The organism is Kutzneria sp. NPDC051319, from assembly GCF_040682195.1.
In the GTDB taxonomy this organism is placed as follows: Bacteria; Actinomycetota; Actinomycetes; order Mycobacteriales; family Pseudonocardiaceae; genus Kutzneria.
In genome coordinates this window covers 1-24,023 of sequence record NZ_JBFBAM010000074.1, presented here as the reverse complement: position 1 = coordinate 24,023, position 24,023 = coordinate 1, and the positions used below count along the sequence as shown (strand labels likewise).

Sequence of the window (24,023 nt, the reverse complement as noted above, 5' to 3'; positions counted from 1 at the left end):
TTACGTGAGTGGCTCATTTTCGCCCAGGGGCCTACGTGAGTGGCTCAGGTGGCCGAAAATGCGAAATGAGCCACTCACGTAGCGAAAAATCAGCCGTCCTTGGTGGACAGGCGGGCGTAGGCGACCGACAGGCCGATGAGCAGGTAGCAGGCGGCCTTGAGGGTGCTGTCGATCAGGCCGTCCCAGGGCATGGGGTCGCGGAGCACGTCGGTCAGCGAGGTCCAGCCGGTGGTGAGCAGGTAGGGCTGCATCCAGTCGAGCTGGGGGATGACCGTGAGGATGGCGAACACCAGGGCCCCGGCCAGGGTGGCGGCCATGACGACCAGCGGGTGCTCGGTGAAGGCCGAGACGGCCAGCGCGATGGCGGCGACGGCCCAGACCTGGAAGGTCACCCAGACGACGGACAGCCCGATGCGGGCGAGGGCGTCGCCGAAGCTGAGGGTGTTGCCGGTCAAGGTGATCAGCCCGTCGGTGCCGACGAGGATGACGCCGGTGACGAGGCCGACGAGCGCGACGGCGGCGGTGGCGATGAACACCACGGTGCCGACGCCGAAGGCCTTGACGCCGAGCAGCCGGGCCCGGCTGACGGGGGCGATGAGCAGGCCCCGCAGCGTGCCGTGGTTGGACTCGCCGGCCAGCGCGTCGGCGGCGGACATGGCCCCCAGCAACGGAAGCAGCATGGCCAGCAGCAAGGTCAGCGACAGCACCGGCAGCACGAAGCCGTTGCCGATGAGGATGGTGAACAGCGAGCCGGGCCCGTCACCGCCGGGGCCGGCGTTGGCGTTGCCGGCGATGACGGTGCCGACGCCGATGAGCACCGGCACCAGCGACAGCAGCACGATGGCGATGATCGTGCGCGGCCGGCGCAGGATCCACCGCAGCTCGGACACGAGCAGCCGGCCCAGCGGCGCGCGGACCGGGCGGTCCAGCGCGGGGCGGGCGACAACGGCGGCGGTCATTGCGTTTCCCCCTCGGTGAGCTGCGCGAACAGCTCCTCCAGCCCGGTGCGGCGGCGGCGCACCTCGTGCACCTCGGCCCCGGACTCGACCAACACCTTGACCACCTTGGGCGCGCTGGTGCCGATCAACTCCACGAACAGACCGTCCTCAGTGGACCGTGCCGCGATCCCGTTGTCACGCAGCGAGTCCAGGGACAGCTCGACGTCCGGAGTGGACACGATCAGCGCGGGTGCGCCGGCCTCCAGCAGTTCGGCCAGCTCGCCCTGGGCGACGACGGAACCCTTGTGCAGCACGGCAACGTGTGTGCAGGTGGCTTCGATCTCGGCCAGCAGGTGGGAGCTGACGAGCACGGTCGTGCCGGCGGCGTGCAGCTCGGCGATGACCCGCCGGATCTCACGGGTTCCGGCCGGGTCGAGGCCGTTGGTGGGCTCGTCCAACACGACCAGGCGCCGCGGCAGCAGCAGCACGGAGGCCAGCCCCAGCCGCTGCTTCATGCCTAGCGAGTACCCCCGGTACCGACGGTCGGCGGCGTCGCTGAGACCGACCCGGGACAGCGCCTCGTCAACCGAAGACGCGATCGCTGAGGTGGCCATCAACGGCTCGGCGCAGGCGATGCGGCGCAGGTTCTCCCGCCCGGACAGGAACGGGTGAAACCCCGGCCCCTCAACCAATGCGCCGACGTGCGGCAACGTGATCTGGGCGCCGCCGGGCATCGGATGCCCGAGCAGCTCGACCTCGCCGGCTGTCGGCTGCACCAGCCCGAGCAGCATGCGGATGGTGGTGGTCTTGCCCGATCCGTTGGGGCCCAACATGCCCAGCACGGCACCGTCCGGCACGTCCAGGTCGACCTGGTCGACGGCGACCGTGCTGCCGTAGGTCTTGCGCAGTCCCCGAGTCCGCGCCGCGAGGGCGGGGGCGGCCACGGCCGCCCCCACCCCCGGCTCCACGAGGGAGGTTGTGGTCACTTCACGCTCGCCAGGGCGTCGATCAGGACCTGCTGCGGGACAGCGCCGACGGCCACGCGACCGTCGTCCAGGAGCAGCGCGGTGCCGACCGCGGTGCTGACCTGGTAGCCGGCGCCCCACGGCCCGCTCACGCGCTTGCCGAGCTGGCCGAGCAGCTTGGACGGGTCGAAGGTCTGGCCGTCCTTGGTCTTGGCCGTCTTGTCGCCGTCGCCCAGCAGGCCGGCCGGCAGCTTCTCCACCAGCACGGTGTCCCAGCCGGTGCCGACCAACTTCGGCTCCGGCAGGTTCTTGGCCGCGTCAGGCTTCTTCTGGGCCAGCTTCTCGGCGTCGCCGGTGACGACCTTGGCGTTGGCCGGCGGCGTGAACGTGAACAGCGCCGGGTCCTGCGTGCCGATCTCCAGCTTGGAGAAGCCGATCTGCCCGACCGGCTGCGCGTTGCCGTTGGCCAGCACGCTCAGCTGGAGCGGGATCTTCGTCTCGGCGTCGACGGCGATGCGCACCTCACGCAGCAGCGTGCGCTCGGTGGGCTTGGGCGCGAGCACCACCTCGTAGGCGGAGCGGCCGGCGACGGTCGCGGTGCCGTCCACCTTCACCGTGCTGTCCTTGCTGATCAGCGCGATGATCTGCTTGGCCGCCTGGGCCGGGTCGGTGGCGACCTCACCGCTGGAGGGCTTGTCCGGGTGCGCCTTGTCGGGCCCGCCGGTCTCCTTGTGCACGGTGTTGTTCGAGGAGGTCCAGTCCCAGACGGTCGCGCCGTCGTAGACGATGGTCTCCTCGGACGTGCCGTTGGGCAGCGAGATGCGGCCCTTGCCCTTGCCGTCGGTCCAGACCTGGGTGTTGGTCGTGCCGTTGCCCAGGAACCGCGACGCCTGCCCGAGCCCCGGCACCGACGGCAGCCCCAGGTTGTTGGTCGCGGTGACGGTGCCGGCCAGCGCCGGCATCGACTTGGTCGTCAGCACGGACTGCACGAGCTCCTCGGCGCTGACCTTCGGCAGCACGGGGGCGGGCCCGGCGCCGGCGGGCATCGCGAGCACCCCCAGCCCGACCACGCCGGCCAGCACGCCGGCCGCCCCGGCGACCAGACCTGCTTTCTTCCCGCTCATGGCTCCCCTTCCCATCTGCGTTCAAGTGAACGCCTCCGAGCTTGGTCAAGGCCAGCTGAGACCGGGCTGAGGAGCTGAGAGAAGACTGAGAGAGGGGGGTTGAAGTGGGGATTCGGGGGCCGGGCGCTGAGAGAACGCTGAGACCGAGGGCCGCGGGGATGACCCGGCCGAGCTGCGGGAAGCCCGTGACCGGGGCCGGCGGTGGGGTCGAGCGTGGGGGCGCGCGGCGCTGAGAGATCCCTGAGACCTCCTCTTTCCCTGGCCATACTGGCCCGGTGAGACCACGGGTGCTCGTAGTCGATGACGAGATCGGGGTGCGTCGGGCGCTGGAACGCGGACTGACGGCCGAGGGGATGGACGTGGTGTGCGCGGCGGACGGCCCGAACGGGCTGAAGGCGGCGCTGACCGGGAGCTTCGACGTGGTGCTGCTGGACATCATGCTGCCGGGCCTGTCGGGCTACCGGGTGCTCCAGCACATGCGGGCGGAGCACGTGGAGACGCCGGTGCTGCTGGTGTCGGCCAAGGACGGCGAGGTGGACCAGGCCGACGGCCTGGACCTGGGGGCCGACGGCTACCTGGTGAAGCCCTTCTCCTTCATGGTGCTGGTGGCGCAGGTGCGGGCGGTGCTGCGGCGGGGCGCGTCGACGGAGGCGGCCGCCGTGCAGCTGAAGGTGGGGGAGCTGGTGATCGACCGGGCGGGCCGGGAGGTTCGCTGGGCTGGGGAGCCGGTGGCGTTGAGCCCACGGGAGTTCGCGGTGTTGGAGGTGCTGGCCAGCCGCGCGGGGGCCGTCGTCACGAAGGACGAGCTGCTGCGAACGGTGTGGGGCGACGAGCTGGCGGCGACCCGCAACGCGGTGGAGGTGTACGTGGGCTACCTGCGGCGGAAGTTGGAGGCAGTGGGCGCCGGTGACGTGGTCCGGACGATCCGTGGCCACGGCTACATGGCCAGCTCCCCTGAGCTGGATGCCGCGTTGCGTCGATGAACCCTCGCTCCTGGTGGCGGCGGCGGTCGCTGCGTTCCAAGATCACCGTGTCGGCCACGATGTTCGCGATGGCCTGCCTGCTGGTGCTGTCCCGCCTGGCCGGCGGGGCGATCGGAGAGCTGCTGGTGGGGGCGGCGGATTCGCAGCTGCACAACGCGCTGAGCACTGCCGCGCCGGCGGTGGCCGCGGGCCGGCCGGTGGGTTCGGAGCTGGTCACCGGGCAGCTGAGGGTGTTGGACACCGAGGGAGCGCCGGTCGACGGGGGACCGCGGCCGAACCTGAGCGAGCGCGACGTCGACGCGCTGATGTCCGGCATGGACGTGCTGCGCCTCGGCGACGACCCGCCGCACCGCTGGATCGGGCGGGTGGTCTACGACCCGACGGGCCTGCCACGGCTGGTGGCGGCGGGGGCGGAGCTGGTGGGCTACAACCAGGCGGTACGCGAGGGCGCGGACTGGCTGTCGGTGGCGGCGGTGTTGGCGTCACTGCTGATCGGCGTGGCGACGTGGGTCGTGGTGGGCTGGTCGCTGTGGCCGGTGCGCCGGATGCACGCGGCCGCGGGGGCGTTGCCGATGGGCGAGCGCCTGCCCGTGCCGGAGGCGCACGACGAGCTGCGCGCGCTGGCCGAGGCCATGAACGGCTTGCTGGCCCGACGCGACGAGGCGGTGCAGCGGCTGCGGCGTTTCACGGGGGACGCGGCGCATGAGCTGAGGTCGCCGGTGGCGTCGATCCGGGCCCAGGCCGAGGTCGCGGTGGCGCACCCGGATGCGGAGTTCGCGCAAGAGGTGCTCGCGGCGGTCACGGACGAGTCGGAACGCATGTCGACGCTGGTGGACGACCTGCTGGCGCTCGCGCGATCCGACGCCGGGGAGTCGCAGCCGGTGGGCCGCGTGGACGTGAGCGCGGCGGCCATCGCCGCCGCGGAGCGCCGGTCCGGCAACGGCGGCCCGCGCATCCGGGTCGACGCCCCGCGCGCGGGGGCCATGGTGCTGTGCGCCCCGGGGGAAGTGGCGCTGGTGCTGAACAACCTGCTCAACAACGCCATGAGGTACGCACGCGTGCAGGTCCACATCACCGTGCTGCCGGCGGGCACGACCGTGCGTCTGCTGGTGGACGACGACGGCCCCGGCGTGCCGGTAGAGCACCGCACGCGCCTGTTCGACCGCTTCTACCGCGTGCAGGACGACCGTGGCCGCGGAACCGGCGGCGCGGGCCTGGGCCTGGCGCTGGTGGCCGAGACCGTGCGGCGGCGCGGCGGCACCGTGCGCGTGACGGATTCGCCGGAGGGCGGCGCCCGGTTCGAGGTGCGGTGGCAGGCCGCGGGCCTGGCGACCTGGGGCAAGATCTGAGCGTGACCCAGGTTGTCGTAGCCACCGCGATCATCCGCAACGGCCAGGTGCTGGCCCAGCAGCGCGCGTTTCCGAAAGCCGACGCCGGACGCTGGGAATTCCCCGGCGGACGGGTGGAGCCCGGCGAGTCCGACGAGGCCGCGGTGGTCCGGGAATGCCGTGAAGAACTGGGTGTGGAGGTCAGGGCCGGCGAACGTGTCGGCCCGGATGTGCCACTCCGTGACGACATGGTGTTGCGGCTCTATTCGGCGACGCTGGTGGACGAAAGCGCCGAGCCGATTGCCGTCGAGCACAGCGCGGTGACATGGGTCGAGGTCGACGAATTCGACGGCGTTGCCTGGCTCGACGCGGACCTGCTGTTCCTTCCGGATCTGGCGGGAACTGTTCGATCGGCCCCTCGGACAAATCTCTGACCTGCGCGAACGAGACTTCGCACATTTTCGGCTTGAACCGGAAGCCGACGCCGGGATGGGATGTGCGCAGCGGATTTCCGCGGATGTGATGAGGGGACAACATGAACAAGGTTATTGCGGCGGTTGCGGCTTCGGCCATCGGTCTCGGCGTGATGGCGGTGGCGGCCCCGGCGGCCGACGCGGCCACCCACCGCGCGAGCATCGCCTGCACCTCGCCCGCGAACGCGAAGGCGAACTACTCGTGGGGCGACGGCGCCACCTCGGTGACCGTGTATTTCAACAACCACTGCTCGGGCGCGGTCTCGGCCGGCATCGTGACGTCGGACCAGGACGACCGCCAGTCCATTTACTGCCTGAAGACCAACGGCGGCACCTCCGGCAAGAAGAAGTTCGACATCGGCCTGGACGAGCACGTCATCAAGATCAAGAAGGGCTGCACGCTCTGAGCCGAGCGCGGTCGCGGGAGGGCGGGGGCCCGTAACGCGTGAGACGGGTGATCCCGGGGGAGGGGTCACCCGTCTCGCATGTCCCGTCACCGATCGTTGACATACCCCCGGGTGGTTTATATTCGCGTTCGTGACCGGTCCTCAGAATCAGGCTCGTCGAGGTCGCAGGCACATCGTTCCGGACGCGCAGGACGGTCCGGCCGCGCGATTCGCCCGCGATCTCCTGGAGCTCAAGGAGCTGGCCGGCAACCCGTCCTATGACCGGATGCGCACCGAACTCGGTGCGGCGGCGTCGAAATCCACGCTGTCGGCGGCCACCAGGGGCCGCGTGATGCCGTCGTGGGAGACCACCTGGGAGTTCGTGCGCGCGCTGGCCGGCTCCGGCGAGGACGTCCGGCGCGAGTGGCGTTTCCGTTGGGAGAACGCCAATGCCGAGCTCGCCAGTGCGGTGGCGGCCAGCCCGGAAACGGCGATCGCCGCGCAGTCCGCCGAGCCTGCCAAGACGCCCAGGGCCCGCAAGCGCGCGGCCGTGCTGGCCATCGCCGCGGTGGTGCTGCTGGCGGTCGGGGCGGTGCTGATCCCGCGCCTGTTCCGGCAGCTGCCGACCTGGGGCGAGCGCAACCCGTACCCGCTGCCCGGCGACGCCAGCGCCTTCGGCGGCGACGGCCTGCCCGGCGACATGACCTACCCGGACGGCTCGGAGGTCCCGCTCGGCCAGACCTTCACCAAGGTGTGGCGGATCAAGAACACCGGGACCGTGGCCTGGCACGACCGGTTCCTGGAGATCGCCGGCGGCACGACCACGCAGTGCGTCTCGCCGTCGCGGGCGGAGGTGCCGGACGCCGGCCCGGGCCAGATGGTGGCCGTGAGCGTCACCGTCACGCCCGAGGCGGCCGGGGTGTGCCACGTCCTGTGGAAGATGGTCGACGCGCAGGGCAACCTGGTCTTCCCGGACCACAACGGGGTCTTCTACGACGTCAAAGTGATCGCGCCCACGCACTGATCAGGTGTGAACCCTGTCACTAGGGAAAAGCCTGGCCCGGCCGGCGGACCAAGATCGTCAACTACGCTCTGTCGACGCCGTCAGGCCGCCTTTTTCTTGGCCTTGAGCAGGGCGACGACCGGGCAGCGCTTGCACCGCGGCTTGGACCGGCAGCACTTCTTCTTCACCTTGGCCTTGCCCACCCGCGGAGCTCCCGTCCTCGACTCCCAACAGGATAGGTGAGGCTGCCCTTAGTCGGAACCCATGCGTCCGAAAAGGTATGATGGGCGAGGACACGTGCGGGTATTAGACGGCCGCTGGTGCCCACCTCCCACTCGCAACGCTCTAGGAGTTCCGCGTGCCCACGGCCACCGCGAGTCAGATCCGTACGGACCTTCGCAACGTCGCCATCATCGCGCACGTCGACCACGGCAAGACCACCCTGGTCGACGCCATGCTGCGGCAGTCGGGCGCCTTCTCGGCCCGCGCCGAGTTGGTCGACCGGGTCATGGACTCCGGCGAGCTCGAACGCGAGAAGGGCATCACCATTCTCGCGAAGAACACCGCCGTGCGGCGGGCGACGCCGGACGGGGTGATCACGATCAACGTGGTCGACACCCCCGGCCACGCCGACTTCGGCGGCGAGGTGGAGCGTGCGCTGGCCATGGTCGACGGCGTGCTGCTGCTGGTGGACGCCAGCGAGGGCCCGCTGCCGCAGACCCGCTTCGTGCTGCGCAAGACGCTGGCCGCCGGCCTGCCGGTGGTGCTGGTCGTCAACAAGGTCGACCGCCCCGACGCCCGTATCGCCGAGGTCGTCGACGAGACCCACGACCTCCTGCTGGACCTGGCCGCCGAGGTCGGCGCGGACGACTCCGTGCTCGACGTGCCGGTCATCTACGCCTCCGCCCGCGCCGGCAAGGCCAGCCTGACCCAGCCCGCCGACGGCGGCCTGCCCGACGGCGAGAACCTGGACTCGCTGTTCGAGGTGCTGCTCAACCACGTGCCGGCCCCGACCGGCGACCCGGAGGCCCCGCTGCGGGCCCTGGTGACCAACCTGGACGCCAGCAGCTTCCTCGGCCGTATCGCGCTGTGCCGCATCCACGCCGGCACCATGCGCAAGGGCGAGTTCGTGGCCTGGTGCCGCGAGGACGGCTCGACCCAGCGCGTGAAGATCACCGAGCTGTTGATCACCGAGGGCCTGGAGCGCCAGCCGGCCGACGAGGCCAGCGCGGGCGACCTGGTGGCCATCGCCGGCATCCAGGAGATCACCATCGGCGACACGCTGGCCGATGCCGAGAGCCCCGAGCCGCTGCCCCGGATCACCGTGGACGAGCCGGCCATCTCCATGACGATCGGCGTCAACACCTCGCCGCTGGCCGGCCGCAACGGCGGCACCAAGCTCACCGCCCGCCTGGTCAAGGCCCGCCTCGACAGCGAGCTGGTCGGCAACGTGTCGGTCCGCGTGCTGCCCACCGAGCGCCCCGACACCTGGGAGGTGCAGGGCCGTGGCGAGCTGGCGCTGGCCATCCTGGTCGAGCAGATGCGCCGCGAGGGCTTCGAGCTGACCGTCGGCAAGCCGCAGGTCGTCACCCGCACCATCGACGGCGTGCTGTGCGAGCCCTACGAGCGCCTCACCGTGGACGCCCCCGAGGAGCACCTGGGCGCGGTCACGCAGCTGCTGGCCAACCGCAAGGGCCGCATGGAGCACATGGACGGCCACGGCACCGGTCGCATCAAGCTGGAGTACGTGGTGCCGGCGCGTGGCCTGATCGGCTTCCGCACCGACTTCCTCACCGAGACCCGCGGCACCGGCATCGCCAACCACGTCTTCGAGGGCTACCACCCGTGGGCCGGCGAGATCCGCACCCGCCACTCGGGCTCGTTGGTGGCCGACCGCGCCGGCATGGTCACGGCGTACGCCATGATCCAGCTGGCCGACCGCGGCACCTTCTTCGTGGAGCCCGGCGCCGACTCGTACGAGGGCATGGTCGTGGGCGAGAACCCGCGCGCCGAGGACCTGGACATCAACGTGGCCCGGGAGAAGAAGCTCACCAACATGCGGCAGTCCTCGGCCGACGTGATGGAGACGCTGGCCCGCCCGCGCAAGCTGTCGCTGGAGGAGGCGCTGGAGTTCTGCGCCACCGACGAGTGCGTCGAGGTCGCGCCGACCGTGGTCCGGGTGCGCAAGCTGGTGCTGGACTCCACCACCCGCGGCCGCGAGCGCTCCCGCGCCAAGACCCGCGACCAGGCCGCCGCCGCCAAGTAGCAGCGAGGCCCCCGCAACCAAAGTAGCGAGGCCCCGGTCACGAGCGGCCTCGCCCCGCGCGCCAGCGCGGCGACAACCTTCAGTACCCCGCACGCGTCTAATCACCCGTGTGGTCCATAGTTGAGGGCTGAGGCCCGGCCATGGACCACACGGGGGCTTCGCCATAACCACTGGGAGGCGGATTCGTGCGCGGCAGGTCGGCGCTGCTCGCCCTCGCGGCCGCGTGCTGCGCACTGGTGACGGCGTGCACCGATTCGCCGCCGCCGCCGCTGGTCAGCGCCCCGCCGACGACGGTGACGCCGACCAGGCCCACGGATCCGACGCAGCTGGTGGTCGGCGTGGACAGCGTGAAGGGCGGCTTCAACCCGCACCTGCTGGCCAACCAGACGACGGTCACCCGGGCGCTGGGCGAACTCGTGCTTCCCTCGGTTTTCCACACCGGCCCGGACGGCAGCCCGCTGCTGGACAAGACGCTGATGGTGTCGGCCGAGGTGACCAAGGCCAACCCGTACACGGTCACGTACACCATCCAGCCGCAGGCGGCCTGGGGCGACGGCGCGCCGATCGCCGCCGAGGACTTCGCCTACCTGTGGCAGAACATGCGCACCCAGCCCGGCGTGATCGACCCGGCCGGCTACCGCCTCATCAGCGGCGTCTCGGCCCGTGACGGCGGCCGCGTCGCCGACGTGACCTTCAGCCAGCCCTACCCGGGCTGGCGGTCGCTGTTCTCCGACCTGCTGCCGGCGCACGTGCTCAAGGACGCCCCGGGCGGCTGGACGGGCGCGCTCAGCGAGACCTTCCCGGCGGCCGGCGGGCCGTTCTCCATCCGCAACATCGACCCCGAGCGCGGCGAGATCGTGTTGCAGCGCAACGACCGCTACTGGGGCGCGTCGACCAAGCTGCAGCAGATCGTGCTGCGCCAGGCCGGCCCGGCGGATCTGGTCAGCGCGCTCAAGACCGGCGACGACCAGCTGGCGGTGCTCAACCCGAGCGACAGCACGTCCAAGGCGCTCGCCGAGCTGGGCAAGGCGGTCAACCTGACCACGGTGCCCAACCCGGTCGTGGTCGAGGTGCTGCTGCGGCAGGGCGGCGCCCGGCTGTCCGATCCGACGCTGCGGGCCGCCGTGTTCGCGGCGATCGACCGGGAGGCGCTGATCACCCTGGGCACGGGCGGCGGCCCGTCGGCCTCGCTGCGCGCCGACTCGCTGGTGCTGGCCCCGTCGCAGCCGGGCTACAAGCCGACGATCCCGGCCGGCGTCGGGGCGCCCAACCACGATCTGGTGAACCAGCTCCTCACCCAGGCGGGCTACACCAAGACCAACGGGTCGTGGCTCAAGGACGGCGTGCCGCTCAACCTGGTCATCGGCGCGCCCAACGACCGGGCCCCCTATTCACAGCTGGCCGGCGTGCTCCAGCAGCAGCTGTCGGCGGCCGGCATCGGGGCCACGATCCTGAACACATCCGGTGACCAGCTGTTCGGCACGGTGCTGCCGGCCACCACGACCACCGCGCCGACCACGACCACCGGCACCGCCCCTGCCGACAACCAGGGCAGTGACGGCGACAGTTCGGTGGACATCGGCATCGTCCCGCAGGCGGTTGGCGGCGACCCGGCCAGTGTGCTGGCGGCGTCCTTCGGCTGCCGGGGACCGCTGCCCGACGGCGGCACGGCGCTGCCGGCGGCCAACCCGGACGGCTTCTGCGACCACGGCCTGCAGCCGACCGTCGAAGCGGCCCTGACCGGCGCTTTGTCGCTGTCGGACGCGCTGGCCACGGTGGAGCCGGCGCTGTGGTCCCAGCACGTCGCGATGCCGCTGTTCCAACTGGCCGATGTGCTCGCCACCGGTTCCGAGATCACTGGTGTGAACGGCGGACCCCCCTTGGTCGGGCCCTTTGCCGGCGCGCCGACGTGGCGGCGTTCTGTTCGCCGATGACCCATTCGTGTTGTTAATCGCTGTTAATTCGGGCAGCATGGCGGCGCTCGCCGATTTCAACTCTTGACAGATTTTTCCCCCGTTCGGGTAGCGAACGATCCCGCCCGGTAACTGCTCAATCGCTACGCGCTGTCACCGTGTCACCCTTTGGTCACGATCCCGGTGTGCCCAGTGACCCACGGGTATTCCTGTTCTTACGGTGCCTGGCACAGCGCGCAGGTCGAGTAGCTTGTTGCGCGCTATGGTCCCCGGGTGTGCAGATCGACCTGATCGGGTCGCTGCCGCCCTGTGCTAGGAGGGCACGTGTCAATGAGGAGATCGAAAGCGATCCCCGCGATCGCGGTGATGGCTGGCGCCGCGCTCATGCTGACCGCATGTGGCGGCTCCAGTGGTGGCGGTCAGGACAATGGGTCGGGTTCGGGCGGACTCGCGAGCGCGGCCATTGGCAAGGGTGAATCCGGGGACACCTACACCGCGCCGAAGGTCAACGACATTGGCCCGGTCGTTGTTTCGACCGACAAGCCGTTTACCGCGTACAACAACGCGACGGCCGACGCGGTCCAGTCCTACAACAGCTACGCCCTGATCCAGGTCCTCGCGCGGCCGTTCGTGTTGGACGGCAACAACAAGGTCCTGCTGAACAAGGACGTCATGGACTCGGTCGAGGTCACCTCGACCAGCCCCAAGCAGGTCGTGACCTGGAAGATCAAGAAGGGCGTGACCTGGTCCGACGGCGCCGCCTGGAACTGCAAGGACTTCTACCTGGCGTGGCTGGCCCAGAGCGGCACGGACCTGAAGCCGGACGGCAAGACCACGTACTTCCTGCCCGGCGGCACCACCGGCTACAGCCAGATCGACTCGGCCAAGTGCCAGGACGACCAGACCTTCGTCACGGAGTTCTCGTCGCCGTTCGGTGACTGGAAGAGCCTGTTCGGCATCTCCGACGACCTGCTCCCGGCCCACGTGCTGGAGAAGCAGACCGGCGTCTCGGACATCACCCAGGTGACCCCGAAGAGCCCGGCCGACATCCTGACCAAGGTCTCGGACTTCTGGAACACCGGCTGGAAGGGCTTCAAGGCCGACCTGGCCCCCGGCTCCGGCGCGTACATGATCAGCGACTGGCAGCAGGGCTCGTCCATCACGCTGGTGCGCAACCCGAAGTGGGCCGGCAACCCCGGCGGCCCGGCGAAGATCACCCTCAAGGCGATCCCCGACTCGAACGCCCAGGTGCAGGCGCTGCAGAACAACGAGGAGCAGGTCCTGTCCTCGGCGCAGCCGGACGCCAACGCCGCGCAGACGCTGCAGGGCCTCGGCTCGTCGGGCATCACCTACGGCGCCAACGCCGGCCTGAACTTCGAGCACCTCGACCTGAACCTGAAGCGCCCGATCTTCCAGGACGAGGCGGTGCGCAAGGCCTTCGGCCAGTGCATCAACCGCAACGAGCTGGTGGACAAGCTGATCAAGCAGGTCCAGCCGGACGCCAAGCCGTTCAACAGCGTGATCTTCTTCCCGGGCATGCCCGGCTACGCCGACAACTACTCGGACAAGCTGATCTCCAACCCGGCGACCGCCAAGGCCACGCTGACCTCTGACGGCTGGGCCCCGGGTCCGGACGGCATCATGGCCAAGGGCGGCCAGAAGCTGTCGTTCAAGATCAGCCACACCGACATCCCGCGCCGCAAGCAGACCGTCGCGCTGCTCCAGCAGGAGTGCAAGGCGGCCGGCATCGACATCCAGGACGACACCGACGCGAACTTCCTGGACAAGCGGGTCAGCGACAGCGACTACGACGTGGCGCTGTTCGCCTGGTCGGTGGCTCCGTTCCACTCCGCCGGCATCACCACCTACAAGACCGGTGGCAACCAGAACTGGAACGGCACGACCTCGCCGGCCGCCGACGCCGCCTTCGCCAAGGCGCTGTCGCAGACCGACGACGCCGCCGCGGTGACGGACTACCAGACCGCGGACAAGGCGATCGCCGACACCTACTCGACGTTCCCGCTGTTCCAGCCCCCGAACATGTGGGCCTACACCGGTGACATCGACAAGGCGTACTTCCAGAGCTACTACGGCTCGATGTGGAACGCCAACGAGTGGCAGAAGCCGAACGCCTGATCTGCTCTACCCCGGGTGTGAAGCTCCCCGGCGTCGGTCGCGCTCGCGATCGGCGCCGGGGCGCACCCGTGTTCACCACTGACCCCGTCCCCACCCGTCCAGGCAGACCTCGCTCCAGCCGGCTACCCGACCAGCGCCCGGTGAGGTCGTCGAGGAGCAACCCGTGTTCCAATACCTGATTCGACGGTTGCTGATCTCCATACCCATCCTGTTGATCGGCAGCTTCCTCGTCTTCATACTCGTGGCCTCGGCCGGCGACCCCCTGGCCGGGCTGCGCACCAAGCCGGGCGTCACGGCGCAGCAGATCCACTCCCTGTCCGTCCAGCTCGGCCTGGACCACTCGATCCTGGTCCGGTACTGGGACTGGCTGACCAGCTTCCTGCGCGGCGACTGGGGAACCAGCGTCGCGCTCGGCGAGGCGCAGAGCCCGGTGTTCACCACCGTGTCCAGCGCCCTGTGGGTGACCATGCGCCTGGTCATCGGGGCCGAGCTGATCGCGCTCGTGCTGGGCATCGGCGTCGGCGTGTTCTCGGCCGTCCGCCAGTACTCGATCTTCGACTACCTGATGACCAGCGTCGCGTTCCTGATGTTCTCGATGCCGATCGCCTGTGTGGCCGTCGTGGTCAAGAACTACGGCATCCAGTTCAACGACCTGCTCCAGTCGCTGCACCTCAAGCGCTGGCTGACCACCGCGGGCCCACCGCCCGGCGGCTTCGGCAGCAACCTCGGCCAGGTCATCGTCAGCTACTCCGGAACCTTCCTGCTACCGACGATCTCGCTGATGACCATCAGCTTCGCCGCGTACAGCCGGTTCCAGCGCGCCTCCATGCTGGAGACGCTCAACGCCGACTACGTGCGCACCGCCCGCGCCAAGGGCCTCTCGCAGAGCCGGGTGATCTTCCGTCACGCCATGCGCAACGCGCTCATCCCGGTCAGCACCCTGTTCGCGCTCAACATCGGCGCCATCATCGGCGGCGCCATCATCACCGAGCGGGTCTTCGGCTGGAACGGCATGGGCACGGTGCTGGTGAAGGCCGTGTCCAACTACGACCCACCGACCCTGATGGGCTGGTTCGCGGTGACCGCGACGGTCGTCGTGGTGTTCAACCTGATCTCGGACCTGCTCTACGGCCTTCTCGACCCGAGGATTCGCCTTGGCTAACGCAACCCAGACCGCAGGCGACGGCGCGGTCGCCGTGCGCCACGAGTTCGACGCCAAGGCGCGTTCTCAGACCTCGATCATTCTCGGCCGTTTCGTGCGGCACCGTCTGGCCATGGTCAGCCTCGCCGTGCTGGTGCTGCTGGCGGTCGCGTCGTTCGTGGTGCCGATGTTCCTGAAGTTCAGCTATGCCGACACCAGGGCGGGCAGCTACCTGCGGCCCGGCGGCGGCCACGTGCTGGGCACCGACCAGCTGGGCCGGGACGCCTTCGCCCAGCTGCTGCGCGGCACCCAGTTCTCGCTGGCCATCGCCTTCACGGTGGCGATCAGCTCGACCATCGTCGGCGTGCTGATCGGCGCCGTCGCCGGCTACCTGAAGGGCCTCGTCGACAGCAGCCTGATGCGGCTGGTCGACCTGTTCCTGATCGTGCCGCAGATCGCGCTGACCGCCCTGCTGGTGCACGCCTTCGCGCCCAGCTGGTACATCGTGGCCGCGGTGCTGGCGCTGTTCAACTGGATGCAGATCGCCCGCATCACCCGCGGCGAGGCGCTGTCGCTGTCGGCCCGCGAGTTCGTCGAGGCCTCCCGGGCCTCGGGCGGCGGCACCTGGCACATCGTGTTCAAGCACCTGATCCCGAACATGATCGGCACCATCACGGTCAACGCCACGCTGTCGGTGTCCACGGCCGTGCTGACCGAGGCCGCGCTGTCGTTCATCGGTCTCGGCGTGCAGCTGCCGGACACCTCGCTCGGCCTGATCGTCCAGGACAACTACACCCAGGTGCTGTTGCGCCCGTGGCTGTTCTGGGGCCCGTTCCTGGCCATCGTGGCGATCTCGATGACGATCAGCTTCATCGGTGACGGACTGCGTGACGCGTTCGACCCGAGGCAGACGAAGGTGCGTGCGTGATGACCGAGACGATCGACCCGAACGAGCCGCTGCTCCGGGTGGCCGACCTGACGGTCGAGTTCCCCACCGACGACGGCGTCGTGCACGCGGTGCGCGACCTGTCGTTCGACCTGAAGCCGCGTGAGGTGCTGGGGGTCGTCGGCGAGTCCGGCTCCGGCAAATCGGTGTCCTCCATGGCGATTCTCGGCCTGCTGCCGCGCAGCGCCCGGATCTCGGGCTCCATCTCGTACCGCGGCCAGGAGCTCAACGGCCTGAGCTACAACGAGATGCGCAAGTTCCGCGGCAACTCGGTGTCCATGATCTTCCAGGACCCGATGACGTCGCTCAACCCGGTTTTCACGGTGGGGGCGCAGCTGTCCGAGGCCTACCTTGAGCACCACAAGGTGTCCAAGAAGGCGGCCTGGGCCAAGGCCGTGGAGGCGCTGGAGCAGGTCGGCATCCCGCAGCCGGACCGTCGGGCCAAGCAGTACCCGCACGAGTTCTCCGGCGGCATGCGGCAGCGCGTGGTGATCGCCATGGCGATCATCAACGACCCGGACGTGATCATCGCCGACGAGCCGACCACCGCGCTGGACGTGACGGTGCAGGCGCAGATCCTGGAGACGCTGCTGCGGATCCGGGACGACACCAACGCGGCCATCATCATGATCACCCACGACCTGGGTGTCGTGGCCGGCATGGTGGACAAGGTGCAGGTCATGTACGCCGGCACCGTGGTCGAGGCCGGCACCGTCGACGACGTGTTCGACGCCCCGCGCATGCCGTACACGGTGGGCCTGCTCGGCTCCAACCCGGACCCGAGCCTGATCGGGCAGAAGCTGACCCCGATCAGCGGCGCGCCGCCGTCGCTGGTCAACCTGCCGACGGGCTGCGCCTTCTCGCCGCGCTGCCCGCTGGTGGCGCCGGTGTGCCACGAGTCGGAGCCGCCGCTGATCGAGATCGGCGGCGCCGTCGCGCACCTCACCCGGTGCCACCGGTGGAACGACCTCGCCGGCTACGAGGACCCGAAGAAGCTGTTCGCCCGCAAGGAGATCGGCGCCGAGGAGCCGCTCGCGGCCCTGCTGATCGACAACCCCGAGGTGATCGTCGAGGAGCACCTCGCGGACAGCGGCGACAAGAAGGAGGCCGCGTCGTGAGCACCGGCACCGAGACCAGGCCGGCCAGCGGCGACGCGGGCACCACCGGCACTCCTCTGCTCCAGGTCAAGGACCTGTACAAGTCGTTCCCGGTGCGGGGCGGCGGCATCATCCCGCGCACGGTGGGACAGGTGCAGGCCGTGCACGGCGTCAGCTTCGACCTGGCCGCCGGCGAGACGCTGGGCCTGGTCGGCGAGTCCGGCTCGGGCAAGTCGACCACCGGCCGGGCCATCCTCCAGCTGCACAAGCCCACGTCGGGCTCGGTGAAGTTCGAGGGCCGCGAACTGACCACCATGCACAGCAAGGAGCTCCAGGCGATACGCCGGGACCTCCAGATCGTGTTCCAGGACCCGTACGCGTCCCTGGACCCGCGCTGGCAGGTCAACGACATCATCGCCGAGCCGCTGCGGATCCACCGCTACGGCAGCGCCGAGACCATCCAGCAGCGGATCAACCAGCTGATGGAGATCGTCGGACTGAACCCCGAGCACCGCAACCGCTACGCCCACGAGTTCTCCGGCGGGCAGCGGCAGCGCATCGGGATCGCCCGGGCGCTGGCCCTGAACCCGAAGTTCGTGGTCCTGGACGAGCCCGTGTCGGCGCTGGACGTGTCCGTGCAGGCCGGTGTGGTGAACCTGTTGGGCGAGCTTCAGCAGGAGCTCAACCTGGCGTACCTGTTCGTGGCCCACGACCTGTCCGTGGTGCGGCACCTGTCGCACCGGGTGGCGGTCATGTACCTGGGTTCGCTGATCGAGGTCGGGCCGCGGGAGCAGATCTACAGCAAGCCCATGCACCCGTACACGCAGGCGCTGCTGTCGGCCGTGCCCGTGCCCGATCCCAAGCGGGAGCGGGAGCGCCAGCGCAGCCGGATCGTGCTCACCGGCGACGTGCCCAGCCCGGTCAACCCGCCGTCGGGCTGCCGGTTCCGGACCCGCTGCTGGAAGGCGCAGGACGTCTGCGCCACCGAGGTGCCCGAGCTGAAGCGGCGCGGCGACAGCGAGCTGTTGTCGGCGTGCCACTTCGCCGAGGAGATGCCGGTCGTCTGAGCTGGCGCCGTGGGCCGTTCGACGACTCCCCCTCGTCGGACGGCCCACGAGCCGTTCACCGGTGTTCCTCCCCACGGTGTCTCGACCCTAGCGAGAGGGTCTGACATTTTCGTGACGCCGAGGGGATCAGCTGGTCTTGAGGCTGGTCAGGAAGGCGGCGAAGGCCGTGGCGGGAAAGAGAAGATGCCTGCCCTCGGGGTTCTTCGAGTCCCGAACGGCGGTCACGAGGGGTTGCAGGGACAGCTCAACGCAGTCGCCGCCATTGCCGTTGCTGTAACTGGACTTGCGCCACTGCGCAAGCTCCACGCAGTTCCCGCCATTGCCGTTGCTGTAGCTGGACTTCCGCCAGCGCGGGGTCGCCATGCGGCCCTCCTAGAGTGTGCGCATCACCTGGTCGATCAGCTCCACCGTCTGCGCGGTGCTGAGCGCCGAGCCGAGGAGCCGTTCGAACGTGAGGCTACACGCGTCGACTTGCTCTTCCTGATCCAAATAGTCGGCGCTGGTGAGGCTTTCCAGGTAGACAATCCGCACGTCGTAGGGATCCGGCAGCTGCAACAACACGAACGAGCTCCCCATGGCCGCATGTGCGCCGGCGATGAAGGGGAGCACGTGCAGCTCCACCGTCGGGAGGTCGGCGATCTCCCTCAACCGTGTCAGTTGATCACCCATCACGGTGCTGCCGCCGACCACTCGCCGGACCACCGCTTCGTTGATCACCGCCACGATCCTCGGTGGTGCCTCCCCAGTGAGGATTCCTTGCCGCTCGGCTCTTCCCGCGACAAGTCGGTCGACCTCGCGCGCCGGACGAGTCGGGTCGGCGGCACGGGTGACCGCCCGCGTGTAGTCCTCGATTTGGAACAAGCCGGGGACCAACTCGTTCTCGTAGCTCCGGATTTCGCTGCTGGCCTGTTCAAGCCCGATGAACTTCTGGGCCCAGTCCGCGACGCGGTAGCTGGTCCTGCGCCGAGAATCCTTGGCCAGGCCGAGGAGACGGTCGCGGCGCGTGGCCGGCAGGTCGAACAACTCGGCCAGGGCCTTGACCTCCAAGGTGCTCAGCGAGCCCTTGCCGTTCTCGATCCTGCTGATCTTCGACAGGTCGCAGTCCAACACCTCGGCCATGGCCTCACGGCTGACCGAGCTGTTCTCCCGCAGCTCTCGCATCTCGAAGCCCAACAGGATCTTGCTGACCACCGGGTTCGCCATGGCGGACATCCTCACCTCATGCCGGCCGCATGTGCACCGACGTCACTCGATCGTGTCACATCTAAACCGCATATGTAGGTTGTACTGTGCTTGCTATGAGCGATCTGGTGCGGCTGACCGGCCCCCGGTTCGCGTGGCAGCCGGCCGACGGACGCCGGCACTGCTACCCGGACGAGCAGCTCCTGGCCTGGGGCACGCACGTCATGGCGCTGTGCGGCAAGGGCATGGCGGCCAAACGGGTCCCCCGCGAGCAGTGGCTGTGGCCGACCTGTCACGACTGCGCGGAACAGGCCCGCGAACGGCAGGCCGGCGGCTGACGTTTCCGCAGGTCGGGGCCGTCGAAACGCTACGCCACCGACGCGTCACGGAGACGTCACGCCCCCTTGGTTAGCTCAGACACGTCGACGTCCGGATGTTCCGAGTCGCTGCCGGCCTCGCGGCAGGGGGGAACTCGGGCCGCCCGGGCGCTGACGATCAAGGGGGGAAACGAGGCCGCGTTCGCAGATTCCCCAGTCCCGAACGCGGTCTCGGCCTCCCCACCACCGGTGGTCGTCAGACCCGAGCTCTACGCTTGGCCAGTGACCCTGACCGCCCCACCACGGCTCGCGCTGGTGCACGCGCACCCCGACGACGAGAGCCTGTGGACCGGGGGAACCATCGCCCACTACGCCTCCCTCGGCGTGCACGTCACCGTCGTCACCTGCACGCTCGGTGAGGAGGGCGAGATCATCCCCGCCCGCCTGAACGAACTCCGCGCCGAGGCCGCCGACCAGCTCGGCGGCTACCGGGTCGGCGAGCTCCGCTCCGCCTGCGCCGCGCTGCGCGTCAACGACCACCGCTACCTGGGCGGCATCGGTCGGTGGCGCGACTCGGGCATGGTCGGCGTCGACGCCAACCACCACCCGCGCGCCTTCGTCGGCGGCGACCTCGCCCTGCAGACCGAGCAGCTGGCCGAGGTGCTGCGCGAGGTCAAGCCGCAGGTTGTCGTCAGCTACGACAGCAACGGCGGCTACGGCCACCCCGACCACATCCGCGCGCACGAGATCACCACCGCCGCCGCGGCCTCCGTGCCGGACGTGCTGCGCGTCTTCCACGCCGTCACCTCGCGCGACGCCACCGCCGCCGGCCTGGAGAAGCTGCGCGGCGTCGAGGGCGTGCCGTACCGGATGCCCGAGCCCGGCGAGCTGCCCGTCGTCGACGACGAGATCATCACCACCCGCGTCGCCATCGAGCCCCACGTGCCGACCAAGCTCAGCGCCCTGCGCGCCCACGCCACCCAGGTCAGCGTGTGGCAGAACGGCGAGGGCGCCGCCTGCTACGCCCTGTCCAACGGCATCACCCAGCCCGTCGTCGGCACCGAGTTCTACGTGCTCGCCGCCGGCCCGGCCGAGGGCGCCGAGACCGACCTTTTCGGCGGCCTGAACGATGTGGAGCGCATGCGATGAGGCCCGGCGACTGGGTGGTTCTCGTCGTGCTCGTACTCGACGCGATCCTGCTCGCGGTCGTCGACACCGTCTTCCTGCCCGCCCGGTTCGACGGCTCCGTGCTGCCGGACCTGGGCGGCTTCCCGTTCCCGATCACCATCCTGATCGCCTTCGTCACCACGCCCATGCTCGTGCGGGCGGCGGCCCGGCTGCGGCCCGTCACCTGGGTCGGCGGCCTGCCCGGGTTCGCGTGGATCGCCGTGATCCTGTGGCTGGCCGTGGGCGGTCCGGGCGGCAACTTCCAGGTCTATCCCGACTGGCGGATCCTCGCGCTGCTCGCGGCCGGTGCGCTGCCGTCGGCGGTGGTCCTCGGCAACGCGCTGGGCCGGGCCCGAGCGCCGCAGCCCACCGCCGGTGGATGACGCGGAGGTCGTCGCCGCGCTCCGGCCGTTCGCCCGCGCCGCCGCGCAGGTGCTGGCCGTGCTCGACGACCCGGACCCCTTCCGCCTGCACGGCCGGGCCATCGGCGCTGTGGCCAACATCGACGGCGTCGACCCCAAGTACCTGGCCCGCCTCGGCGCCCTGCCCACGGAGCTGACCAGCCGCGTCGCCGCCCTCGTACCCCTGCTGGTCGCCTCCACGGGCGTCGACCGCAAGGCCCTGACCCTGTGCGAGCAGGCCCTGGTCGTCTGCGCCGAGGCCGACTCCGTCGAGCTGCGGGTCCGGGTCCTCGCCGCCGTCCTCTACGGCCGTGACGTCCGCGCCGCCTCCGTCGGCGGCGACGAGGACGGTCAGACCACGTGGCTGCTTGCCGAGCTCGTGGAGGCCAACCGGCGGCACGGCCGGGTCACCGTGCGGGCCCTCGCCGTCACCGCGCAGCGCCTCGGCGACCTGTTGGCGACGATCGACGGGCGCACCGGACCCCTGATCGGTGGCAGGCTGGTGCTGTGGCGTCTGCGCAAGCGTGCGCGGCGCTGGATGCGGGAGCAGAGCGCGGTCCGGTGGGACCCGCGTGGGAGGCAGTCATGAGTGTGCAGCGCAAGGACGACCGACACTCCAACGACCCGATCGACGCCATCAAGGCCCTGGTCGACGGCGAGAACGAGAAGCCCAAGCCCAGCACCGGCGGCCCCCAGTTCCGCATCGTCGGTGACGTTCGTCACACCGACAAGAAGAAAAAGGCCTAGGGCCGCAAGTAGGCGTAGCGGTGGTGCTCGGTGAAGCCGAGCCCCTCGTACAACCCGATCGCCGCCTCGTTGTGCACGGCGACCTGGAGCACCGCATCCCGCGCGCCACGGTCCCGGGCCCACGCGCCCAGCGCCGCCATCAGCCGCCGCGCGGTGCCCTGACGGCGCAGCTCCGGCCGCACGGACAGCCGTGAGATGTGCAAGGTCGAGTCCACGATGCAGCCCCGAACCACCGCCGCCCCCTCGACGTACCCGAAGCCCAGCAGCGGCCCGGTGCCCAGCACATGCCGCTGCGCCGCGGTCGGCTCGCCGACGGCCAACTCCCACCACTGCGGCGACGGCTTGTCCAGAACCTCGCCCTGGGGCTCCCCATCGGGCAGCGGGCCGGTCAGCACCGTGGCCACCGCGCCGCCCGGGTGGTCCTCGGCCAGACTCCAGCCCGCTTCCCGGATACGCCGCTCGGTCTCGGACCCTTGGGTGACGTGAGCTGCCGGCTTGATGCCGTGTCGCGCCGCGAAGGCGGCGATGGTTGCCAGCGCCTCGGGCATCGGCACGCCGGGATCGCCGGTGGTCAGCGCGCTGTTGGCCCGCCCCGTGAAGCCGCCGGCCGCCCTCAGGCGCCACTGGCCCAGGCGCTCGTCGACCAGCGCCGGCCAGGCGTCGGCACACCGCAGTTCCAGCTCCGTGATGGCGTCCATCGGGTGACTGTGCCCGGGGCCACACGGCGGTTCCAGCATTTTTCCCGACCCTCGGGACGTACCGTGGCGATTGGGTGCCCGGGTGCGAACCCCACCGGCCAGCCGGGGGATACTGGCCGGGTGCCCGCGGAACCACGCACCGATGTCCCGCGGCAGATGGACGAAGACGGAAGCAGGAGAACGCAGTGACCTACGTGATCGCCGAGCCCTGCGTCGATCTACTCGACAAGGCGTGCATCGAAGAGTGCCCCGTCGACTGCATCTACGAGGGTGACCGGATGCTCTACATCCACCCCGACGAGTGCGTCGACTGCGGAGCCTGTGAGCCGGTGTGCCCGGTGGAGGCCATCTACTACGAGGACGACGTCCCCGACCAGTGGAAGGACTACACCAAGGCGAACGCCGACTTCTTCAACGAGCTCGGCTCGCCCGGCGGCGCGGCGAAGATCGGCAAGACCAGCAACGACCCGTCGTTCGTGGCGGCGCTGCCGCAGCAGGCCGCGCACGAGTGAGTGGTTCTGCATCGGGGCCGGCCCTGCCGGACTTCCCGTGGGACTCGCTGGCCGACCACACCGCCACCGCGCGGTCACACCCGGACGGTGTGGTCGACCTGTCCGTAGGAACACCGGTCGACCCGGTGCCCGAGCTGATCCGTGACGCCCTCGCGGCCGTCAGCGACCAGCCCGGCTACCCGACCACGCACGGCACCCCCGAGCTGCGGCAGGCCGCCGTCGACGCGCTGGCCCGCCGCTTCGGCGTGACCGGCCTCGACCCGGTCGCCGTGCTGCCGACCATCGGCTCCAAGGAGCTGGTGGCCTGGCTGCCCACCCTGCTCGGCGTGCGCGCCGGGGACCTGGTGGCCATTCCCGAGCTCGCCTATCCGACCTACGAGGTCGGGGCCCTGCTCGCCGGCGCCGAGGTGGCGCGGGTGGAGGGGCTCACCGCGCTCGGGCCGCGCCGTCCCGCGCTGCTGTGGCTCAACTCCCCGTCCAACCCGACCGGGCGGGTGCTTCCCATCGAGCACCTGCGCAAGGTCGTCGACTGGGCTCGGGAGCGGGGCACCATCGTCGCCTCCGACGAGTGCTACCTGTCCCTCACCTGGGATGCCAACGCCGTCTCGATCCTGGACCCGCGGGTCAGCGGCGGCAGCACCGAGGGGCTGCTGGCCGTGCACTCGCTGTCCAAGTCCTCCAGCCTCGCCGGCTACCGCGCCGGCTTCGTCACCGGCGATCCCGTGCTGGTCAAGCGTCTGCTGGAGATCCGCAAGCACGCCGGCATGATCGTGCCCCGGCCCGTGCAGTCGGCCATGACCGCCGCCCTGGGCGACGATCAGCACGTCGTCGAGCAGCGGGCCCGCTACCAGGCCCGGCGCAAGGTCCTGCGGGAGGCGCTGCTCGGCGCCGGCTTCCGCATCGACCACTCCGAGGCCGGCCTCTACCTGTGGGCCACCCGGGACGAGGACGCCTGGGACACCGTCTCCTGGCTCGCCTCGCTCGGCATCCTGGCTGCTCCCGGCACCTTCTACGGCCCCACCGGCGGCCGCCACGTGCGAATGGCGCTGACCGCCACCGACGAACGCATCGCCGCCGCCGCCTCCCGCCTCGCTGGCTAGCCGGAGCCTAACGCCCCTACCTCTGGCCGCCCACTTTTTTGCCACATGCGCTTCCCACTTGGCACCAGACGCCACATAGGAAGCGCATGTGGCGTTTCCACCCCCAAACGCCACATGCGCTTCCCGCTTGGCG

At 70.1% G+C, this 24,023-nt stretch carries 25 protein-coding genes; 19 read left to right on the top strand and 6 right to left on the bottom strand.

Features of this window, described 5'->3' with window-relative positions; genetic code table 11:
* Positions 1-89: 89 nt before the first annotated feature.
* From AB0M73_RS41200 to AB0M73_RS41190, 3 genes are read right to left on the bottom strand one after another with little or no spacing between them, the layout of a single operon-like run.
* On the bottom strand, positions 90-959 hold the full coding sequence (locus AB0M73_RS41200) for an ABC transporter permease subunit (protein WP_363903503.1): 870 nt from the start codon (positions 957-959) through the stop codon (positions 90-92).
* Entirely contained in the window at positions 956-1,924 is a 969-nt protein-coding gene (locus AB0M73_RS41195) for an ABC transporter ATP-binding protein (RefSeq protein WP_363903500.1), read from the bottom strand. Before AB0M73_RS41195 ends, AB0M73_RS41200 begins: the two co-directional genes overlap by 4 nt.
* The gene (locus tag AB0M73_RS41190) at positions 1,921-3,027 is read right to left on the bottom strand and encodes a sigma-E factor regulatory protein RseB domain-containing protein (protein WP_363903497.1); all 1,107 of its coding nucleotides are present in this window, start codon (positions 3,025-3,027) and stop codon (positions 1,921-1,923) included. The genes AB0M73_RS41195 and AB0M73_RS41190 overlap by 4 nt, the downstream gene beginning before the upstream one ends.
* 275 nt (positions 3,028-3,302) lie before the next feature.
* Here AB0M73_RS41190 and AB0M73_RS41185 point away from each other — a divergent pair, with 275 nt between their 5' ends.
* The 12 genes from AB0M73_RS41185 (at position 3,303) to AB0M73_RS41130 (ending at position 17,766) form a co-directional block, all read left to right on the top strand.
* Positions 3,303-4,010: a response regulator transcription factor gene (locus tag AB0M73_RS41185; RefSeq protein ID WP_043719143.1), complete on the top strand. Its 708-nt coding sequence runs from the start codon at positions 3,303-3,305 to the stop codon at positions 4,008-4,010.
* On the top strand, positions 4,007-5,359 hold the full coding sequence (locus AB0M73_RS41180) for an ATP-binding protein (protein WP_363903493.1): 1,353 nt from the start codon (positions 4,007-4,009) through the stop codon (positions 5,357-5,359). Before AB0M73_RS41185 ends, AB0M73_RS41180 begins: the two co-directional genes overlap by 4 nt.
* Before the next feature lie 2 nt (positions 5,360-5,361).
* A complete protein-coding gene (locus tag AB0M73_RS41175; protein WP_363903490.1) occupies positions 5,362-5,772 on the top strand; it encodes a (deoxy)nucleoside triphosphate pyrophosphohydrolase in 411 nt (136 codons plus the stop codon).
* A gap of 101 nt (positions 5,773-5,873) precedes the next feature.
* Positions 5,874-6,218, top strand: coding sequence for a hypothetical protein (locus AB0M73_RS41170; protein ID WP_363903487.1), 345 nt, complete (start codon positions 5,874-5,876; stop codon positions 6,216-6,218).
* A gap of 130 nt (positions 6,219-6,348) precedes the next feature.
* Entirely contained in the window at positions 6,349-7,221 is an 873-nt protein-coding gene (locus AB0M73_RS41165) for an NBR1-Ig-like domain-containing protein (RefSeq protein WP_363903484.1), read from the top strand.
* A 337-nt stretch (positions 7,222-7,558) separates the two neighbouring features.
* Entirely contained in the window at positions 7,559-9,466 is a 1,908-nt protein-coding gene (typA, locus tag AB0M73_RS41160) for a translational GTPase TypA (RefSeq protein WP_363903481.1), read from the top strand.
* A 185-nt stretch (positions 9,467-9,651) separates the two neighbouring features.
* Positions 9,652-11,400 (top strand): ABC transporter family substrate-binding protein, encoded by a 1,749-nt coding sequence (locus AB0M73_RS41155; protein ID WP_363903478.1) that lies wholly within the window; start codon positions 9,652-9,654, stop codon positions 11,398-11,400.
* Positions 11,401-11,709: 309 nt separating this feature from the next.
* Positions 11,710-13,515, top strand: a complete 1,806-nt coding sequence (locus AB0M73_RS41150) for an ABC transporter family substrate-binding protein (RefSeq protein ID WP_363903475.1) — start codon at positions 11,710-11,712, stop codon at positions 13,513-13,515.
* A 163-nt stretch (positions 13,516-13,678) separates the two neighbouring features.
* Complete coding sequence (locus AB0M73_RS41145) at positions 13,679-14,677, top strand: ABC transporter permease (protein ID WP_043719134.1); 999 nt, start codon at positions 13,679-13,681, stop codon at positions 14,675-14,677.
* A gap of 34 nt (positions 14,678-14,711) precedes the next feature.
* Positions 14,712-15,584 (top strand): ABC transporter permease, encoded by an 873-nt coding sequence (locus tag AB0M73_RS41140; protein ID WP_363903559.1) that lies wholly within the window; start codon positions 14,712-14,714, stop codon positions 15,582-15,584.
* Entirely contained in the window at positions 15,584-16,720 is a 1,137-nt protein-coding gene (locus AB0M73_RS41135) for an ABC transporter ATP-binding protein (protein ID WP_363903472.1), read from the top strand. The genes AB0M73_RS41140 and AB0M73_RS41135 overlap by 1 nt, the downstream gene beginning before the upstream one ends.
* Positions 16,717-17,766, top strand: a complete 1,050-nt coding sequence (locus AB0M73_RS41130) for a dipeptide ABC transporter ATP-binding protein (RefSeq protein WP_363903469.1) — start codon at positions 16,717-16,719, stop codon at positions 17,764-17,766. The genes AB0M73_RS41135 and AB0M73_RS41130 overlap by 4 nt, the downstream gene beginning before the upstream one ends.
* Positions 17,767-17,892: 126 nt before the next feature.
* On the opposite strand, the gene AB0M73_RS41125 is transcribed toward AB0M73_RS41130, so the two are convergent.
* Both AB0M73_RS41125 and AB0M73_RS41120 read right to left on the bottom strand, forming a co-directional pair.
* On the bottom strand, positions 17,893-18,129 hold the full coding sequence (locus AB0M73_RS41125; RefSeq protein WP_363903466.1) for a DUF397 domain-containing protein: 237 nt from the start codon (positions 18,127-18,129) through the stop codon (positions 17,893-17,895).
* A gap of 9 nt (positions 18,130-18,138) precedes the next feature.
* A complete protein-coding gene (locus AB0M73_RS41120) occupies positions 18,139-18,969 on the bottom strand; it encodes a helix-turn-helix transcriptional regulator (RefSeq protein ID WP_363903463.1) in 831 nt (276 codons plus the stop codon).
* A 95-nt stretch (positions 18,970-19,064) separates the two neighbouring features.
* Between AB0M73_RS41120 and AB0M73_RS41115 the strand changes: the two genes are divergently transcribed.
* The 5 genes from AB0M73_RS41115 to AB0M73_RS41095 all read left to right on the top strand — a co-directional run bounded on the left by AB0M73_RS41115 (position 19,065) and on the right by AB0M73_RS41095 (position 21,580).
* Positions 19,065-19,286, top strand: a complete 222-nt coding sequence (locus AB0M73_RS41115; protein WP_363903460.1) for a zinc finger protein — start codon at positions 19,065-19,067, stop codon at positions 19,284-19,286.
* A gap of 261 nt (positions 19,287-19,547) precedes the next feature.
* On the top strand, positions 19,548-20,414 hold the full coding sequence (mshB, locus tag AB0M73_RS41110; RefSeq protein ID WP_363903457.1) for an N-acetyl-1-D-myo-inositol-2-amino-2-deoxy-alpha-D-glucopyranoside deacetylase: 867 nt from the start codon (positions 19,548-19,550) through the stop codon (positions 20,412-20,414).
* Positions 20,411-20,815, top strand: a complete 405-nt coding sequence (locus AB0M73_RS41105) for a hypothetical protein (protein ID WP_043719122.1) — start codon at positions 20,411-20,413, stop codon at positions 20,813-20,815. The genes mshB and AB0M73_RS41105 overlap by 4 nt, the downstream gene beginning before the upstream one ends.
* Complete coding sequence (locus tag AB0M73_RS41100; RefSeq protein ID WP_363903454.1) at positions 20,808-21,422, top strand: hypothetical protein; 615 nt, start codon at positions 20,808-20,810, stop codon at positions 21,420-21,422. The genes AB0M73_RS41105 and AB0M73_RS41100 overlap by 8 nt, the downstream gene beginning before the upstream one ends.
* A complete protein-coding gene (locus AB0M73_RS41095) occupies positions 21,419-21,580 on the top strand; it encodes a hypothetical protein (protein ID WP_363903451.1) in 162 nt (53 codons plus the stop codon). The genes AB0M73_RS41100 and AB0M73_RS41095 overlap by 4 nt, the downstream gene beginning before the upstream one ends.
* On the opposite strand, the gene AB0M73_RS41090 is transcribed toward AB0M73_RS41095, so the two are convergent.
* Positions 21,577-22,278, bottom strand: a complete 702-nt coding sequence (locus tag AB0M73_RS41090; protein ID WP_363903449.1) for an N-acetyltransferase — start codon at positions 22,276-22,278, stop codon at positions 21,577-21,579. The two genes, AB0M73_RS41095 and AB0M73_RS41090, sit on opposite strands and share 4 nt — an antisense overlap.
* 185 nt (positions 22,279-22,463) lie before the next feature.
* Between AB0M73_RS41090 and fdxA the strand changes: the two genes are divergently transcribed.
* Positions 22,464-22,790 carry a ferredoxin gene (gene fdxA, locus AB0M73_RS41085; RefSeq protein ID WP_043719118.1) on the top strand — a complete coding sequence of 109 codons (327 nt, stop codon included), beginning with the start codon at positions 22,464-22,466 and terminating at the stop codon, positions 22,788-22,790.
* Positions 22,787-23,890, top strand: a complete 1,104-nt coding sequence (gene dapC / locus AB0M73_RS41080; RefSeq protein ID WP_363903444.1) for a succinyldiaminopimelate transaminase — start codon at positions 22,787-22,789, stop codon at positions 23,888-23,890. Before fdxA ends, dapC begins: the two co-directional genes overlap by 4 nt.
* The last annotated feature ends 133 nt before the right edge of the window (positions 23,891-24,023 follow it).

Excerpts from the sequence above, each read along its gene's own strand:
- AB0M73_RS41090 (WP_363903449.1), bottom strand. The coding sequence starts at position 22,278 with ATGGACGCCATCACGGAGCTGGAACTGCGGTGTGCCGACGCCTGGCCG.
- AB0M73_RS41120 (WP_363903463.1), bottom strand. The coding sequence starts at position 18,969 with ATGGCGAACCCGGTGGTCAGCAAGATCCTGTTGGGCTTCGAGATGCGA.
- AB0M73_RS41150 (WP_363903475.1), top strand. The coding sequence starts at position 11,710 with ATGAGGAGATCGAAAGCGATCCCCGCGATCGCGGTGATGGCTGGCGCC.
- AB0M73_RS41135 (WP_363903472.1), top strand. The coding sequence starts at position 15,584 with ATGACCGAGACGATCGACCCGAACGAGCCGCTGCTCCGGGTGGCCGAC.
- AB0M73_RS41125 (WP_363903466.1), bottom strand. The coding sequence starts at position 18,129 with ATGGCGACCCCGCGCTGGCGGAAGTCCAGCTACAGCAACGGCAATGGC.
- AB0M73_RS41200 (WP_363903503.1), bottom strand. The coding sequence starts at position 959 with ATGACCGCCGCCGTTGTCGCCCGCCCCGCGCTGGACCGCCCGGTCCGC.
- AB0M73_RS41105 (WP_043719122.1), top strand. The coding sequence starts at position 20,411 with ATGAGGCCCGGCGACTGGGTGGTTCTCGTCGTGCTCGTACTCGACGCG.
- AB0M73_RS41115 (WP_363903460.1), top strand. The coding sequence starts at position 19,065 with ATGAGCGATCTGGTGCGGCTGACCGGCCCCCGGTTCGCGTGGCAGCCG.
- AB0M73_RS41170 (WP_363903487.1), top strand. The coding sequence starts at position 5,874 with ATGAACAAGGTTATTGCGGCGGTTGCGGCTTCGGCCATCGGTCTCGGC.
- AB0M73_RS41095 (WP_363903451.1), top strand. The coding sequence starts at position 21,419 with ATGAGTGTGCAGCGCAAGGACGACCGACACTCCAACGACCCGATCGAC.
- AB0M73_RS41190 (WP_363903497.1), bottom strand. The coding sequence starts at position 3,027 with ATGAGCGGGAAGAAAGCAGGTCTGGTCGCCGGGGCGGCCGGCGTGCTG.
- AB0M73_RS41180 (WP_363903493.1), top strand. The coding sequence starts at position 4,007 with ATGAACCCTCGCTCCTGGTGGCGGCGGCGGTCGCTGCGTTCCAAGATC.